This window comes from Amycolatopsis sp. NPDC039088, assembly GCF_055598845.1.
In genome coordinates this window covers 25,902-41,568 of record NZ_JBVKAE010000036.1, presented here as the reverse complement: position 1 = coordinate 41,568, position 15,667 = coordinate 25,902, and the positions used below count along the sequence as shown (strand labels likewise).

Annotated in this window: 17 protein-coding genes; 4 read left to right on the top strand and 13 right to left on the bottom strand. The window is 68.8% G+C overall.

Annotated features, from left to right (window positions below):
- Window positions 1-74: 74 nt before the first annotated feature.
- From ACZ7KI_RS34515 to ACZ7KI_RS34455, 13 genes are all read right to left on the bottom strand, one after another.
- On the bottom strand, window positions 75-398 hold the full coding sequence (locus ACZ7KI_RS34515) for a DUF2469 domain-containing protein (RefSeq protein ID WP_003096226.1): 324 nt from the start codon (window positions 396-398) through the stop codon (window positions 75-77).
- The gene (locus tag ACZ7KI_RS34510; RefSeq protein WP_470277260.1) at window positions 395-1,174 is read right to left on the bottom strand and encodes a ribonuclease HII; all 780 of its coding nucleotides are present in this window, start codon (window positions 1,172-1,174) and stop codon (window positions 395-397) included. The genes ACZ7KI_RS34515 and ACZ7KI_RS34510 overlap by 4 nt, the downstream gene beginning before the upstream one ends.
- A gap of 58 nt (window positions 1,175-1,232) precedes the next feature.
- Entirely contained in the window at window positions 1,233-2,162 is a 930-nt protein-coding gene (gene lepB / locus ACZ7KI_RS34505; protein WP_470277218.1) for a signal peptidase I, read from the bottom strand.
- A 31-nt stretch (window positions 2,163-2,193) separates the two neighbouring features.
- Window positions 2,194-2,562, bottom strand: coding sequence for a 50S ribosomal protein L19 (gene rplS, locus ACZ7KI_RS34500; RefSeq protein WP_005154717.1), 369 nt, complete (start codon window positions 2,560-2,562; stop codon window positions 2,194-2,196).
- A gap of 183 nt (window positions 2,563-2,745) precedes the next feature.
- Window positions 2,746-3,510, bottom strand: coding sequence for a tRNA (guanosine(37)-N1)-methyltransferase TrmD (trmD, locus tag ACZ7KI_RS34495; protein ID WP_470277217.1), 765 nt, complete (start codon window positions 3,508-3,510; stop codon window positions 2,746-2,748).
- Window positions 3,510-4,022 carry a ribosome maturation factor RimM gene (gene rimM / locus ACZ7KI_RS34490; RefSeq protein ID WP_470277216.1) on the bottom strand — a complete coding sequence of 171 codons (513 nt, stop codon included), beginning with the start codon at window positions 4,020-4,022 and terminating at the stop codon, window positions 3,510-3,512. The genes trmD and rimM overlap by 1 nt, the downstream gene beginning before the upstream one ends.
- Before the next feature lie 16 nt (window positions 4,023-4,038).
- Entirely contained in the window at window positions 4,039-4,278 is a 240-nt protein-coding gene (locus ACZ7KI_RS34485; RefSeq protein ID WP_003103110.1) for an RNA-binding protein, read from the bottom strand.
- Window positions 4,275-4,721, bottom strand: a complete 447-nt coding sequence (gene rpsP, locus ACZ7KI_RS34480) for a 30S ribosomal protein S16 (protein WP_061984478.1) — start codon at window positions 4,719-4,721, stop codon at window positions 4,275-4,277. The genes ACZ7KI_RS34485 and rpsP overlap by 4 nt, the downstream gene beginning before the upstream one ends.
- 158 nt (window positions 4,722-4,879) lie before the next feature.
- Entirely contained in the window at window positions 4,880-5,698 is an 819-nt protein-coding gene (locus ACZ7KI_RS34475; RefSeq protein ID WP_470277215.1) for a lysostaphin resistance A-like protein, read from the bottom strand.
- Window positions 5,699-5,735: 37 nt separating this feature from the next.
- Window positions 5,736-6,512, bottom strand: coding sequence for a lysostaphin resistance A-like protein (locus ACZ7KI_RS34470; protein WP_470277214.1), 777 nt, complete (start codon window positions 6,510-6,512; stop codon window positions 5,736-5,738).
- A gap of 127 nt (window positions 6,513-6,639) precedes the next feature.
- Window positions 6,640-7,713 carry an amidohydrolase family protein gene (locus ACZ7KI_RS34465; RefSeq protein WP_470277213.1) on the bottom strand — a complete coding sequence of 358 codons (1,074 nt, stop codon included), beginning with the start codon at window positions 7,711-7,713 and terminating at the stop codon, window positions 6,640-6,642.
- Between the two features lie 2 nt (window positions 7,714-7,715).
- Window positions 7,716-9,257 carry a signal recognition particle protein gene (ffh, locus tag ACZ7KI_RS34460; RefSeq protein WP_470277212.1) on the bottom strand — a complete coding sequence of 514 codons (1,542 nt, stop codon included), beginning with the start codon at window positions 9,255-9,257 and terminating at the stop codon, window positions 7,716-7,718.
- A gap of 111 nt (window positions 9,258-9,368) precedes the next feature.
- A complete protein-coding gene (locus ACZ7KI_RS34455; RefSeq protein ID WP_470277211.1) occupies window positions 9,369-10,286 on the bottom strand; it encodes a hypothetical protein in 918 nt (305 codons plus the stop codon).
- 188 nt (window positions 10,287-10,474) lie between these two features.
- Between ACZ7KI_RS34455 and ACZ7KI_RS34450 the strand changes: the two genes are divergently transcribed.
- The 4 genes from ACZ7KI_RS34450 to ACZ7KI_RS34435 are packed head-to-tail and all read left to right on the top strand — an operon-like array spanning window position 10,475 to window position 15,547.
- Complete coding sequence (locus ACZ7KI_RS34450; RefSeq protein WP_470277210.1) at window positions 10,475-12,874, top strand: HAMP domain-containing protein; 2,400 nt, start codon at window positions 10,475-10,477, stop codon at window positions 12,872-12,874.
- A complete protein-coding gene (gene pgsB / locus ACZ7KI_RS34445) occupies window positions 12,871-14,052 on the top strand; it encodes a poly-gamma-glutamate synthase PgsB (protein ID WP_470277209.1) in 1,182 nt (393 codons plus the stop codon). Before ACZ7KI_RS34450 ends, pgsB begins: the two co-directional genes overlap by 4 nt.
- Window positions 14,052-14,534, top strand: a complete 483-nt coding sequence (locus ACZ7KI_RS34440; protein WP_470277208.1) for a poly-gamma-glutamate biosynthesis protein PgsC/CapC — start codon at window positions 14,052-14,054, stop codon at window positions 14,532-14,534. The genes pgsB and ACZ7KI_RS34440 overlap by 1 nt, the downstream gene beginning before the upstream one ends.
- A gap of 8 nt (window positions 14,535-14,542) precedes the next feature.
- Window positions 14,543-15,547: an NlpC/P60 family protein gene (locus ACZ7KI_RS34435; RefSeq protein ID WP_470277207.1), complete on the top strand. Its 1,005-nt coding sequence runs from the start codon at window positions 14,543-14,545 to the stop codon at window positions 15,545-15,547.
- The last annotated feature ends 120 nt before the right edge of the window (window positions 15,548-15,667 follow it).

The following is a 15,667-nucleotide window of genomic DNA, read 5'->3' as shown; positions in this document are numbered from 1 at the left end:
CGTGAAGGCCCCCTTCACTGCGTTCAGCGCAGTGAAGGGGGCCTTCACGTAGTAGGGAGAAGACTTCCGGCGGCTCAGCCGGAGAACGGACCGTCCTCCGGCAGGCGGAGATCCGGCTTGTCGAGTTCTTCGACGTTGACGTCCTTGAACGTGATGACCCGGACGTGCTTGACGAATCTGGCGGGCCGGTACATGTCCCAGACCCACGCGTCGGACATGCGGACCTCGAAGTACACCTCACCGCCACCGTCGCGCACCTGCACGTCGACGGCGTTGGCCAGATAGAACCGCCGCTCGGTCTCCACCACGTACGAGAACTGGCCGACGATGTCGCGATACTCGCGGTAAAGCGAGAGCTCCATCTCGGTCTCGTACTTCTCGAGATCCTCTGCGCTCATGAAATCCGCGCCCCTCCTCGCGATTCTGCTGCTACTCCAGCGGCGGAGCGTTCATTGTTACCCACGTAGGGGCTGAGGGCACGTATCGGCACGCTTGGGTTTTCCAGCGCCGCGACGGTCAGCACGACCGGGTGAGGCGGCCGCACCCGGTGCGCGGCGGCCGCGGTGGCCACATTGGCGTACGACCAGCGATGGACCGGGCTCGGGCCGTGCGTGTTCAGCGCCGCGCTGTGCTCCGTGGTGCTGTAGCCCTTGTGCACGTCGAAGCCGTAGTGCGGGTGGACGTCGTGCAGATCGCCCATGATCCGGTCCCGCGTGACCTTGGCCAGTACGGAGGCCGCCGCCACGCACGCGACGGCCTTGTCGCCCTTGATCACGGGCACGCTCGGGGCGGGAAGCCCGGAGACGCGGAATCCGTCGGTCAAGACGTAGCCCGGCGTGCTTCGCAACGCCGAAACGGCGCGCCGCATGCCTTCGAGGTTCATGACGTGGATGCCGAAGAGGTCGACCTCGGCCGCCGGGATGACGATGACCGAATAGTCGAGCGCGCGCTGGACGACCCTGTCATAGACCCGGTCGCGGGCCTTGGCCGTGAGCACCTTCGAATCGGTGAGCTCGGGCAGCCGGGCGGCGTCTCCGGAACGCAGGACGCACGCGGCCACGACGAGCGGGCCGGCGCAAGCACCGCGCCCTGCCTCGTCGACTCCGGCGACGGGTCCGAGCCCGCGCCGGTCCAGCGCACTCTGCAACCCCCAGAAGAGGTCGCCACGCACCACTGCTCTCGGCGGCCGAAGCGGCTCGGCCGGTGTGAGCGGTACAGGAACTCTCAAGGCCTTACCGCCTCCGGTCGACCGCCTTGCGCACTCCGGACGACATCCGCCTGCCGAGGAAGACGACGGGCCACGCCGCGGCGATACCGACACCCAGGGGAAGCCCCTGCTGCCACGCCGGCGCACCGAGTGCCACCGGCTGAGCGGTCGCCTGCGGGTTGTGGTCCGAAACGCCACCCCAGCGGCCGGGCGGGAGCACGATGACGCGCGCCTTGCCGATGATGTTGTCGACCGGGACGGCGCCGTTCACGCCACCGCCGCCCTGGAACCGGGAGTCGCTCGAGTTGTTGCGGTTGTCGCCCATCACCCAGACGTAGCCGGCGGGCACCTTGACCGGGTCGAACGTCTTCTGGGTGGGGGGCATGCCCTCTTCCCAGTGGATGTACGGCTCGTCCAACGCCTTGCCGTCCACGACGACGCGGTTGTTGTCGCAGCACTGCACCGTCTGACCGCCGACCGCGATGATCCGCTTGACGAAGTCACGTTCGTCCGGCGGTGCGAAGCCGATCAGGGATCCCAGCGCGCGGAAACCGCTGACGAAGATGTTGCTGGACTCCGGCGTCTCGATCTCGCCCGCCCACGCCGGCGGTCCCTTGAAGACCACCACGTCACCCGGGCCGGGATCGGTGAAGTCGTAGGTGATCCGGTCGACCAGGATCCGGTCGCCCGTGCATCCCGAGCAGCCGTGCAGGGTGGTCTCCATGGATCCCGACGGGATCATGTAGACCTTGGCGAGGAACTGCTGGATCAAGATCGTCAGCACGAGTGCGACGACGATCAGGATCGGCAGTTCTTTCCAGAACGACCGCTTCTTGTTGACCTTGCCGAATTTCTTGGCCCCGGATCGGCCCCGGCGGGAGGCCCGGGTGGGGCGCTCCTCTTCGGGGCGATCGGGCTCGTCTTCGGAGGTGTTCTGGGACACGGGTTCGACCACGACGCCAGGCTACCGGTAACCGTGCGGCTACCTACTTGGCGGAGGTCGTCTCGCGGTTTTCGCGGCGTTCCTTGATCTTGGCGGCCTTGCCGCGCAGCTCGCGGAGGTAGTAGAGCTTCGCCCGGCGGACGTCGCCGCGCTTGAAGACCTCGACCTCGGCGATGTTCGGCGAGTGCACCGGGAAGGTGCGCTCCACGCCGATACCGAACGACACCTTGCGGACCGTGAAGGTCTCGCGGATGCCGCCGCCCTGGCGACGCAGCACGACGCCCTGGAAGATCTGGTTACGCTCGCGGTTGCCCTCGATGACGCGGACGTGAACCTTGAGCGTGTCGCCCGGTCGGAAGTCCGGGATGTCGGAACGCAGTGACTGCGCGTCCAGCGCGTCCAGGGTGTTCATCGGTGGTCCGTCCTCGTCTTCGTATGGCTTACGTGCAGCTTGGGCGCGCAGTGTCGGGCACTGCGACCTACCCGGGGGCTGATGGCGTTCCGGCCGACCTCGCGTCTTTTACAACGGACACTGGCCGTCGTACAAATTCGCGCGTCTGCTCACGCCAACCTGTCAAGTATTGCAGACCAGGTCTCAGGTGGTTGACCCGGCCTGGCCGGTGTCCTCGTCCAACCGTTCGAGGACCCCGAGATCGTGCTTGTCGAGACTACCTTCCGGCAGGAGGCCGATCAGTTCGGGCCTGCGGCGGACGGTGCGTTCCAATGCCTGGTCGCGGCGCCAGCGGTCGATCAGCGCGTGGTTGCCCGAGCGCAGGACGTCCGGTACGGCGAGGTCCCGCCAGACCTCCGGCCGCGTGTAGCTGGGGCCTTCGAGGAGGCCGTCGGAGAACGAGTCCTCCTCGGCGGAGCGGGCGTTCCCGAGCACTCCGGGCAGCAGCCTGACGACGGCCTCGACCATCACCAGTACCGCGGCCTCGCCGCCGACCAGTACGTAGTCGCCGATCGAGACCTCGTCGACGGGCATCCGCCGTGCGGCGTCGTCGATCACCCGCTGGTCGATGCCCTCGTAACGGCCGCACGCGAACACCAGGTGTTCTTCCGCGGCGTACTGATGCGCCATGGCCTGGGTGAACGGCCGTCCGGCGGGGGTGGGGACCACGAGGCGGGTGTTCTCGCCACAGACGTCGTCCAGGGCGGGGCCCCAGATCTGCGGTTTCATCACCATGCCGGGCCCGCCGCCGTACGGCGCGTCGTCGACAGCGCGGTGGACGTCGTGCGTCCAGTCCCGCAGGTCGTGGACGCCGACCTCGATGAGGCCGCGGTCGATCGCGCGCCCGAGCAGCGCGGCGCGGAGCGGATCGAGGTATTCGGGGAAGATCGTGACGACGTCGAGGCGCATCAGGCGTCCAGCAGGCCTTCCGGCGGGTCGAGGACCACACGGCCGCCCGCGACGTCGACCGCCGGGACGATCGCCTTCACGAACGGCACGAGCACCTCACGTCCGTCGTGTTCGAGCGACAGCAGTTCCCCGGCCGGCGAGTGCACGACTTCGAGCACCTTGCCGATGACCGTGCCGTCGATGAGTTCGGCCCGCAGGCCTTCGAGTTCGTGGTCGTAGAACTCGTCGGGGTCTTCGGTCGGCGGCAGCGTCGAGGTGTCGGCGATCAGCAGGGCGCCGCGGAGGGTCTCCGCGACATCCCTGGTCAGCACCTCTTCGAAACGCACCAGCAGCCGCCCGCTGTGTTCGCGGGCGGCTGCGATGGTGAGGTCTCTGCTGCTGCCGTCACGCAGCTTCGTCGTGACGACCGAACCGACCGCGAACCGCTGTTCCGGCGAGTCCGTGCGCACGTCCACCGCGAGTTCACCGCGGATTCCGTGCGCCTTGGCGATCCGGCCGACTACGACGTCCATCCCGTTGGTTCCCCGGTCAGCGATCGGTGTCGACGACGTCCACGCGGACGCCGCGGCCACCGATGCCGCCCATGACGGTGCGCAAGGCGGTCGCCGTGCGACCGCCCCGGCCGATCACCTTGCCGAGATCGTCGGGGTGCACATGCACCTCGAGCGTGCGGCCACGACGCGTGGTCAGCAGCTCGACCCGGACCTCGTCCGGGTTGTCGACGATCCCGCGCACCAGGTGTTCGAGGGAGTCAGCGAGGAAGCTCACGCCTCGGCCTTGTCACCCTCGGCGGCCTCCGCCTTGTCGGCTTCGGCCTTCTTCGGGGCGGACTTCTTCTTCGGCGTGGTGGCCTCGGTGGAGGGAGCGTCACCGGCGGCGGCGAGCGCGGCGTTGAAGAGGTCCTGCTTCGACGGCTTCGGCTCGGCGACCTTCAGGGTGCCTTCGGCGCCCGGGAGGCCCTTGAACTTCTGCCAGTCACCGGTGATCTCGAGGATGCGCTGGACCGGCTCGGTCGGCTGGGCGCCGACGGACAGCCAGTGCTGGGCACGCTCGGTGTCCACCTCGATGAAGCTCGGCTCTTCCTTCGGGTGGTACTTGCCGATCGTCTCGATGGCCTTGCCATCACGGCGAGTGCGCGCGTCGGCGACGATGATGCGGTAGTACGGCGCACGGATCTTGCCGAGACGCTGCAGCTTGATCTTGACGGCCACGGGTGTGGGTACTCCTCAGTTCTCTCTGATGCAGGTGGAAGGCGCACGTCAGCCGAGTGGGGAACGGCCGCGCGCACCCGAAGGTCCGAAGCTCGGGCGCGGTGAGAGGGTCCGGCCAAAGCAGGCAAGCGTACATTCTGCCAGACGCCGACCGGCGGTCAGAACGCGGCTATCCCGAGTGAGGCGAGCAGGATCGTCACGGCCGGGAGGAAGTTGTTGACCTGGTGGGCGACCACGCTGCCGAGCAGCCGTCCGGTGAACACCCTCGCCAGCCCGATCGGGATCGCGATCACCAGCAGCAACGTGGTGCGCAGCGGTTCGAGATGGCTCGCCGCGAATACGGCCGTCGAGACCAGGAACGCCGCGATCCTCCCCCAGCGCTCGGTACGCCACTGCAGTCGTTCGACGGCGCCCCAGAGCAGACCGCGGTAGATGATCTCCTCGCAGATCGGCCCGACCAGCCACAGGTAGATGAACATGACGACGGCCGCCGACACCGACATCCGCCGGTCTTCGACGAGCGCGCTGATCGCCGAGGTCGCGTTCGCGTCGCCGACGACCTGCGTCCAGACGTAGGCGGCGAGCGAGGTGAACCCGAGCCCGAGTACGCCGAGTTTGAGCCCGATCTTGACGTCGGCCCAGCTCCAGCCGATCCGCAGATCGATGAACGGGCCGTTGCCGCGGAGGCGGGTGATCAGCAGCGCGACCCCGGCGGCGATCATCGTCGGCAGCATGGTGCCCAGCAGCACCATGCGCATCGGCAGCGGCTGGCCGGGCTGGACGTCGCCGAGCAGGACGCTGATGAACGCCGCCGAAGCGAGCAGGACGGCCTCCACCAGGAGAAAGGCCCCGAACCCCCAACGATGCGGCGGTGGCGTGTCGGGCGCGGCCACCTCACCTCCGGCAGTGACTTCTTCTGGGAGCTCGTCCGGCGGCGCGGCCTCGGGGATCGGCTCCCTTGGCTGAGATACGGTCACGCCGATCCTCCGGTGATCGTTCGGTTACTCACAGACTCTAGCCGCCCGGAGGGGCGATCACTCCTCCGCTGAAGAGCAATACCGCCGGCGGGAGGTTGTTGGCCGCGTGCGCGATGACGGCCGCGCTCACCCGGCCCGAAAGATAGCGGGCGAGGCCGATGGCGATGCCCTGGCCGAACAGCGCGATCGTGCGGGCGGCCTCCCCGTGCAACTGGGCGAACACCAGAGCGGTGACCAACAGGATCACCCATGAGGGCAACCGGTGGAAGCCCATCGCGTTCCACAGCGTGCCGCGGAAGAGCAGCTCTTCGGTGACCGGGGCGGCGAAGACGACGATGGCCGCGGCCACCACCAGCCAGACGGTGTCGCCTCCGGTGGTGCCGGACAGTTCGGTGATCGGGCTGGGTGAGACGTCGGAAATGGTCCTGTCGGTGCTGTCGGTCCCGTAGACGGCGAGCAGGAGCAAGTTGAGGAGGTAGCCGGCGGCGAGCGCGGCCGCTCCGCAGGCGAGCCCGATCCGGACGTCACGCCAAGTGGGTTTGAGTCCGAAGTCCGCGCGGAGTCCCTGTCCCCAGAGCCGGGAACCGACCACGGGGCCGATACCGAGCACGAGGGTGGGCAGGAACGCGAGGATCAGCAGCGGGCCGACGTCGCGGAGTTCGAGCGGGTCGTAGCCGCCGAAGCGGCCCGACATCAGGAAGCTCATGACGAGGGTGACGAGGTGGTATCCGGCGATGCCCGCGAAGAACGCTACGAATCCCCAGTGCGCTCCGAGTACCAGACGCTCGCGAGCCTGACCGTCGTCGTCCACCACGCCTCCACGCTAAGTGCCGCTCCGGTCACGGGTGGAGTCGGGTCAGGGAGCTGAAGGACGCTTTCCCCGCATTCGATGGGGGTAGAGCGTCCTTCACCTCGTGAGATGCGGGGAAAGTCCCCTTCAGCTACGCGTAGATCTTGCCACGCAGGACGATGTGGCTCGGATGCCGCAGTACCGCGAGATCCTCACGCGGATCGGACGGATAGACCAGCAGATCGGCCGAAGCGCCGTCGACGATCCCTGGCACGCCAAGCCATTCGCGGGCCGCCCACGAAGCCGAAGCCAGCGCCTGTCCGGCGGACATGCCCGCCTTGTGGAGTGCCTCGATCTCGTCGACGAGCCTGCCGTGTTCGACCATGCCGCCCGCGTCGCTTCCCGCGTACACCGGGACTCCGGCCTCGATCGCCGTCGAGACCATCTGTCCGACGCCGGCGTGCAGTGCCCGCATGTGGTCGGCGTACACCGGGTATTTGCCCGCCATGTCGGCGATTCCGGGGAAGTTCTCGATGTTGATCAGCGTCGGCACGAGCGCGATACCGCGTTCGGCGAGGACATCCAGCTGGTCCGCCGAAAGCTCGGTGCCGTGCTCCAGACAGTCGATGCCCGCGTCGATCAAGCCGGGCAACGCGGCCTGGCCGAATACGTGCGCCGTCACCTTGGCGCCCTCGGCGTGCGCGACGGCGATGGCCTCGGCGAGGACGTCGTCGGGCCAGAGCGGGGCGAGATCGCCGACACCGCGGTCGATCCAGTCGCCGACGAGCTTGACCCAGCCATCGCCGTCGCGGGCCTGCTCGGCGACCGCATTCGGCAGTTCGGAAGGGTCTTCGAGTTCGATGCCGAGACCGGGGATGTAGCGCTTGCGCAGGGCCAGATGCCGTCCGGCGCGGATGATCCGCGGCAGGTCCGCGCGTTCCTGCAACGGCCGGACGTCGATCGGCAGGCCACAGTCGCGGATCAGCAGGGTTCCGGCGTCGCGATCGGTTATCGCCTGCTCGGTGGCCTCTTCGAGGGTGGTCGCGCCGCCGACCCCGATACCGGGATGGCAATGCGCGTCGACCAGCCCGGGCACGAGAAAGCCTTCCCGGACAACGGTTTCCGCTCCGGCGACCGGTTCACTCGTGAGCCGGCCGCCGGTGATCCACAGCTCGCGGTGGTCGCCGTCCGGCAGGACGACGCCCGCCAGGTGCAGCGCCTCCACGCCTATTTGTCCTTCGGGAACTTGAACTTCTTGGGGTCGAAGCCCGGTACGTCGTTCATCCCGCCGAGCTGGGAAAGGTCGGGCATCCCGCCACCGGGGCCGCCGGGCATGCCACCCGGGGGCAGCATCGGCATGCCACCGGGGAAGCCACCGCGGACCTTGGGCTGCGTCGGACCGCGCCCCTTGCCCTTCTTCCCCTTCTTGCCCTTGCGGTTCTTGCTGCCGCCTCCGCCGCCGAAGCCGAAGCGGCCCGCCATCTGCGCCATCATCTTGCGCGCCTCGAAGAACCGGTTGACCAGTTCGTTGACGTCGCGGACGGCGACGCCGGAGCCCTTCGCGATCCGGAGACGGCGCGAAGCGTTGATCATCTTCGGGTCGTCTCGTTCGGCGGGGGTCATGCCGCGGATGATCGCCTGCAGTTTGTCGAGGTGCTTGTCGTCGACCTGCGCGAGCTGGTCCTTCATCTGCCCCGCACCGGGCAGCATGCCGAGCAGGTTGCCGATCGGGCCCATCTTGCGGACCGCGAGCATCTGCTCGAGGAAGTCCTCCAGGGTGAGCTGGCCGCTGCCGAGCTTGGCCGCGGTCTGCTCGGCCTTCTCCTGGTCGAAGTGCTGCTCGGCCTGCTCGATGAGACTGAGCACGTCGCCCATGCCGAGGATCCGGCTGGCCATCCGGTCCGGGTGGAAGAGGTCGAAGTCCTCGAGCTTCTCACCGTTCGAGGCGAACAGGATCGGCTGACCGGTGACCTGGCGGACCGACAGCGCGGCACCACCGCGGGCGTCACCGTCGAGTTTGGTGAGCACGACGCCGCTGAACCCGACGCCGTCGCGGAACGCTTCGGCCGTGGTGACCGCGTCCTGACCGATCATCGCGTCGACGACGAACAGCGTCTCGTCCGGCGACACGGCGTCGCGGATGTCCGCGGCCTGCTTCATCAGCTCTTCGTCGACACCGAGACGACCGGCGGTGTCGACAACGACGACGTCGTGCTGGGCGCGCTTGGCCTCTTCGATGGCGCGGCGGGCGACGTCGACCGGGTCGCCGACCCCGTTGCCGGGCTCGGGCGCGAACGTGGTGACCCCGGCCCGCTCGCCGACGACCTGCAGCTGCGTGACCGCGTTGGGGCGCTGGAGGTCACAGGCCACCAGCAGTGGCGCGTGTCCCTGCTTCTTGAGCCACAGCGCGAGCTTGCCGGCGAGGGTGGTCTTACCGGCACCCTGCAGACCCGCGAGCATGATGACCGTCGGCGGGTTCTTCGCGAACGAAAGGCGCCTGGTCTCGCCGCCGAGGATGGTGACGAGTTCCTCGTTGACGACCTTGATGACCTGCTGCGCCGGGTTCAGCGCGCTGTGCACCTCGGCGCCCTTGGCGCGGTCCTTGATGCGGGCGATGAAGTCCTTGACCACCGACAGCGCGACATCCGCTTCGAGCAGCGCGATCCGGATCTCACGCGCGGTGGCGTCGATGTCGGCGTCGGAGAGCCTGCCCTTGCGCGACAGGGTCTGCAGGGCGGACGTGAGCCGATCGGAGAGGGTGTCGAACACGGGTGTGCACGCTCCAGCTGGGTCGTTGTGGCGAGCCGGTACGGACCGGCGGCTTTCCAGGGTAGTCGGTGTCCGGGGTCGGCGTTTGACGCGGTTGCGGCCGCCCGCGGCTCAGGGCTTGCGGAGATCGGCTTCGGTGAGGGCCCGGATCACGTCGGCACGAGCGGTGCCGGACTCGCGGACGGTACGGCTCATCTCCACGTGCAAGAAGGCCGTACCCTCCTCGGCCGCGGCCTTGCCCTGGACGTTCTTCATCCCTTCCAACGCGCCGCACGAGGACGTCCACGCCCGGCAAACGGTGAACCCGCCGCCGGCGAGCCGGTCCGCGGCGCGCCGGATGGGATCCCCGGCCGCCGACATGCCCGGCGACAGCACGATGTCGTCGTCCGGCATGTTCTGGTCGTCGAAGCCGTGCAGCTGTACCTGCGTCATCCCGCGTCCGGCGAGGGTCGCGGCCACGACGTGGAACACCGAGTCCACTTCATGCGCGACGTCGGCGTGGCCGTCGTCGGCCTTCCGGTGCGCGCCCGCGATCAGCAGGACCGCGCCCGGCACCCGCTGGAAGTAGTCGAGGCCGAACAACTCCGTCTTCAGGTCCGACGCCGGATGCGGAACCTCGATGACCAGTGACGGCGGCGCGGACCGATCGATCAGGTACATCCCCCATGCCCGCTCGGTGCCGGGCTCGTTCGTCGCGATCGTGTACGGCCGCCCGGTGTCCGCGTCCACCCCGTCCCGCACCGAAAACCCGAGCTTCTCGAGATCGGACGGCGTCGTGCGCCCGGCGTCCAGCAGGGTGGTGAAACCGGCGGCCGCTTCCCGACGTTCGTCGGCTTTCGGCGAACGGTAATCCTGCTCGGCGGAGAGCGCCGAGGTGAACCCGGCGATCACGGAACGCAGACTCCCGTCCGGCGCCGGAACGGGCTTGGGTGACTCGTTCTCGCCGAGGATCAGCACGAAGGTCAACACCAAGGCCAGTGCGACGGCGATACCGGTCACACTCAGCAACATCCGTTTTCGGCTGATCACCACCTGAAGCCTACTGGCTCACCCGAATAGGTAGCCTTATCCGCGTTTTGGCCCCTTTGAGGTGAGTTGTAACGTCACTGGGGGCAAATTTGATATCCGCGTGTAACCCGATTGGGTGCGGGTTCCGCTAGTGGCCGACCCGGGCCGCGATCACCCCCGATCGTCGAACTGAAAGGCCTGGGGGCCACGTGAATCGGCAGAAGAACCAGCTCGACCCGGTGGCGCGTCTTCGCGATCAGATCCCCGAGGCGGGCTTTCCGCGTGGCGTGGGAGTGGCGTCCGCGACGGGTTTCGTCCTGCTGTTGCTGATCACCGCCTTCACCGCCCTTTATCTGTCCACTTCCGGTCCGCTTTCGGCGATCGGCGGGGAATCCGGTGATCTCGTCCCGGACGAGGTCACCGACGGCCAGCGGCGCGCGACCGTCGCCCTCGCGCAGGCGCTGGCCACCTCCGCCACCGCCGCCGCCGGCGATCTGCAGGTCAGCACCGGCTCCGGGCTGTTCGACAACGCCGACGACGACGCCGTCCTCAACCGCCTCGGTGAGACCTACCCGGACTGGCGCGGCATCGTCGTCTTCGACCCCGCCGCCCGGAAGGTCCTGGCAACGCACGGCGAACCGGTGGCCGTCGAGAACCTCCGCGACGTCGCCGTCTCGAATCTCACGGTCCGCCCGATCGCCCGGCCCGGCGACTCCCCGCTAGTCCTCACGGCGCTCCCGCTCACCGGTGCCCGCGCCGGCGAACTCCTCGTCGTCTCGACCGCGCTGCGCGGAGTCCAGCCGGAGCTCGACAAGGACGCCGAACAGCAGATCCGGCTGGTCACCCCGGACGGCGCGCTGCTTTATTCCTACGGCGCCGAAGTACCCGAGAACGACCGGACGGCACAGGAGCTCCTCACCCGCGCCACCGCCGCCGGGGCGGCCGGTGAGTCGGGCGCGTTCACCGGTGACGCCACGGCCGAGGCCGCCAAACCGGACCGGCGGATCGCGCCGGTCGTGTCCTTCGCCCCTGTCACCTCCGACGGCGCCGAGGGCAGTCTCGGGCTGACCGCCGTCACCATCAGCCGCTACCCGGTCGAACCGGTACCCGCGCGCTGGCCGGGCCTGATCCCGGCGGCCGCGCTGCTGGTTCTCGCCATCGGCGGTTTCGTGCTGCTGCGGCGCACGGTCGTCGCGCCGATCCTGCGCCTGCGCGCCGACGCGCTCGCCGTCGCGGCGGGGGTGCTCGACCGGCCGGTCCGCCAATCCCGCGTCCACGAGGTGAACCGGCTGACCCGTGCCGTCGAGCGATTCCGGTCGAAGCTCCGGCGGCGCAAGATCGGCGCCAAGGTCAAGCCGTTCATCTCCGCACAGGCCGTCGTAGCGCTCGTTTCCTTGGCACTGCTCGGCTGGTCGGTCACCGTCGCCGCGACCCTCGGTCGCCAGAACGCCGCCGTCTCACCCACCGTGCTGAGCGAGTACAACGGCCGCGTCACGCACTCGGCCGACACTCTGCGCCGAAGCCTCTCCCAGGGCCTCGGCGACCTGCGGGCCGTCGCGAGGCTCAGCGAGGGCAAACAACCGGACCAGCTGAACGGCATGCTCGACCAGCTCGCCGTGAACGAAAGCCGGTTCCGCAGCGTCTATCTCACCGACGCCGACGGCGGGGTGCTCCAGCTGGCCGGGCGCGAGCCACTGCGCGATCCGGGCAAGCTGCCCGACGGCGCGGGCCTGCGCCAGCACAACACCAGCGGCCGCGTGCCCGTGGTCTACGCCTTCACACATCTGCCGGACTCGGCACAAGTACTGGTCGGCGAATACGACGTGCCGCGGATGGCTTCGATGCTCAGCTCGGCGGGCGGCCGGGTCCGCGTGGTCGACGAGGGCAAGCGCACCATCGCCGACACCGAGGGCTACTTCGCCTTCGCCGAGCTCACCGACCCTGTCCTGGTCAAAAACGTCACCACCGCGCAAACCGGTGAAGACGCCCGTGAAACCACGGCGACGACCCTGGTCGCGGCGGAGCGCCTCGCCGACGAGGGCAGCGCGGCCGAGCTGAAGTGGGTCGTCGTCGCCGAGCAGCCGATCGGTTCGCTCGGCGTCGCGGACAACACCGTGCGAGCGGGTGCCCGTGTGGCCGCGCTCCTCACCGCCGTCGTCGCGCTGATGTTGTTCGCCTGGCATCTGCTGGTCGTCATCCGGCCGCTGCGCCGCGTGGCGGAATCCGCCGTGCCGATCGCCAAGGGCGTCGGGATGGGGGCCGTGGTCTACCCGCAACGCCAGGACGAGATCGGCAGTATCGCTTCGTGCGTCGAGATCTGCCGCCAGGCGCTGACCGAGGGCAAGGCACGCCTTGGCGAGGTCCGCCGTCCGGCGGGCGCGGCGACCGACGAGACCGCGTTGCTCCAGCGAGTGAAGGACGTGCCCAAGGCCGAACGGCGGCCGGAACCCCGGGTCGCGCCCCGTCGTCCGGCGCGACCGCGCCGCGACCTCCCCCGGGTCGCCCGCGACGAACCCCGGCCGGAACAGCCACGGGCGCCACGGCGGCAGCGGGGGCCGGGCGAAAACCGGCAACCACACCTGGCCGAACGGGGCCGGAGCCCGAAGTGACGTTTCTCTACCTCGTGTTGCTCACCGCGTCGGCGGCGATGCTGGCCGCCGGGATCGCCGAGCAACGCAACCACTACCGGAACCTGCACAGCATCCCGACGCGGGTGCTGGTCAACGGCATCCGCGGGAAGTCGTCGATCACCCGTCTCTGCGCGGGCGCGCTCCGCGGCGGCGGGCTGGTGACGACCGCGAAGACCACCGGCACCGCGGCCCGGTTCATCCACCCCGACGGCAGCGAAGAGCCGGTCTACCGCAAGTTCGGCATCGCCAACGTCGTCGAGCAGATCGGCATCGTGCGCCGGGCCGCCGCGTACCGGCCGGACGCGCTGGTGATCGAGTGCATGGCCGTGATGCCGGACCTCCAGGAGATCAACCAGAGCAAGCTGATCCAGTCCACCATCGGCGTGCTCTGCAACGTCCGCGAGGACCACCTCGCCGAGATGGGCCCGACGCTCGACGACGTGGCTCGCTCGCTGAGCCGCTCGATGCCGATCGGCGGAATCTGCCTCACCGCGGAGAAGGACCGGCTCGCGATCCTCCAGGAAGAGGCGGACAAGCGGGACTGCCGTCTGATCGCCGTCGACCCCGAAACGGTCACCGACGAGGAGATGCGCGGGTTCAGCTGGATCACGTTCAAGGAGAACGTCGCCATCGCGCTGGCCGTCGCCGACCTGCTCAAGGTCAACCGGCGGCTCGCGCTCGAAGGCATGTGGGCCGCACCGCCCGACCCCGGCGTCCTCCAGGTCCACCACTACCGCGCGGGACGGCGAAGGCTCCGCTTCGCGAACGTCTTCGCCGCGAACGACCCCGAATCGACGCTGATGAACATCGACCAGCTCCGCGCGCAGGGCGCGATCGCCGATCCGCTGCACGTGATCATCAACTGCCGTCCCGACCGGGTCGAGCGCAACGGCCAGATGGGCGCGTTGATCCCGCGGATCGCCCCGGAACGGGTGGTGCTGATCGGCGACCCGACACGCAGCGCGCGGAACGCGATCCCGAGCGAGTGGCAGGACCGCGTCCTCGACCTCGGTGGCTCACGGCCACCCGAGGAGCTGCTGCGCAAGATCGTCGGCGGTATCGACCGGCAGGCGTCGCTGGTCGCCATCGGCAACATCCACGGACAGGGCGAACTCCTCATCGACGAACTCGCCAAACTGGAAGCGGTCGCCTCCTGATGCTCACCACGTCCCTCTCCCCCGAGGTCGCCACCATCGGTCTCGCCATCGGGTTGCTGTTGTCACTGGTCTGCTACCTGACCACGAACCTGTCACCCGGCGGCATGATCACCCCCGGCTGGATCGCCTTGACCATCGTCGAGGACTTCCGGCGGGCGGCGATCATCGTGCTGATGACCGCGCTGACCTACGCGGGCACGAAAGTGTTGCAGCGCATCGTGATCCTGTACGGCAAGAGGTTGTTCGCCGCGGTCGTCCTGCTCGGGGTCGTGCTGCAGACGACCTTGCTGCTCTTCCTCCAAGCCGATTTCCCGCTGTTGTTCGTGCACCAGACCCTGGGTTTCGTGGTGCCCGGCCTGGTGGCCTACCAGCTGGTCCGGCAACCGCCGGCGGCGACCGTCCTCGCCACCGGAGGCGTGAGCCTGGGCTGTTACGCGATCCTGATCAGCGGAGTGCTGGTCGGGCTGGTCCCCGAGCTGTGAGGCCGACGATGCGCAAGACGATCCGGACCGGCGTACTGGCCGCGGTGATCGGCGTGTCCGGAACAGCCGCGGTCTACGTCGCGACGCAAGAAAAGCAGGACATCACCGCCATGTCGGCGTCCTTGGTCACACCGGGTGCCGCGGCGACCGGCGAGTATTCGTACGAGCGGCTCGCCGCCCCCGGCCGGACCATCGTCCGCGATTCCGCCGGCACCCAGCTGGCGTCGTTCACCGACGGTTCGCGCACGGTCATGCTGACCGGCCGGAGCCGGACCTTCACCGAGCCGAGGTTCACCACGGTCACGGTCACCTCGTCGGCCTGGATCCGGTTCGCGCCACAGGCCTGGAAAGAGGGAGCGGAGAAGGAACCGTGGTTCCGCGACTGGCTGCCCAAGGCCGTCGGCGACACCTCTCCGGACCTCCTCTCCATCGCGCTCCAGTACACCGACGGCTCGGCGCCTCAGACGGCCAAGAAGCTCCGGATAGGGGGCGACGCCAGCTTCGGCCCCGACAGCGCCGAAGGACGGCTTGAGAAGTCGGACTTCTACGACTACCTCGGCGTCGACTGGGATTTCCCCGACAAGCACGAGAAAGCGGAACCGGCACGGTTCGGTTCGCTCGACTGCTCCGGTTTCGTGCGGATGGTCTACGGCTACCGCGGGGGCTACCCGATGCTCGGCAGCAACACGAAGGGGCCGGGACTACCGCGACGCGCCTGGGCCATGTCCGAACTCGGTCCCGGGACGCAAGTGATCGCGGACACCAAGAAACAGGCCACGGACTACTCGGCGCTGCAGCCCGGCGACATCCTCTTCTTCAATCTGGAGCCGAACCTCGGGCCGCAGGTCTCGCACACCGGGATCTACCTCGGCATCGACGGCGACGGGAGACGGCGGGTGCTGTCCAGCCGCAAGGTCGCCAACGGGCCGACGTTCGGTGACGCCGGTGGTGTGTCACTGATCGACGGCGAAGGCACGTACGCCAAGGCGTTCCGCGCCGCCAAACGACTCTGAAGCAGGCGTCCGGCAAGGAGAAGGGCTCCGAGACCGGCCGCCCCTCGCAAGCCGGTATCGGAGCCCCTACGGAAGGCTCGCCTCCCCGCGAGCCGACCGTAAGCACACTTGGCGAGGTTC

Bases quoted from the DNA above. Each gene is read 5' to 3' on its own strand.
- ACZ7KI_RS34515 (WP_003096226.1), bottom strand. From the start codon at position 398: ATGAGCGCAGAGGATCTCGAGAAGTACGAGACCGAGATGGAGCTCTCG.
- rplS (WP_005154717.1), bottom strand. From the start codon at position 2,562: ATGAACACCCTGGACGCGCTGGACGCGCAGTCACTGCGTTCCGACATC.
- ACZ7KI_RS34435 (WP_470277207.1), top strand. From the start codon at position 14,543: ATGCGCAAGACGATCCGGACCGGCGTACTGGCCGCGGTGATCGGCGTG.
- ACZ7KI_RS34440 (WP_470277208.1), top strand. From the start codon at position 14,052: ATGCTCACCACGTCCCTCTCCCCCGAGGTCGCCACCATCGGTCTCGCC.
- rimM (WP_470277216.1), bottom strand. From the start codon at position 4,022: ATGGACGTCGTAGTCGGCCGGATCGCCAAGGCGCACGGAATCCGCGGT.
- trmD (WP_470277217.1), bottom strand. From the start codon at position 3,510: ATGCGCCTCGACGTCGTCACGATCTTCCCCGAATACCTCGATCCGCTC.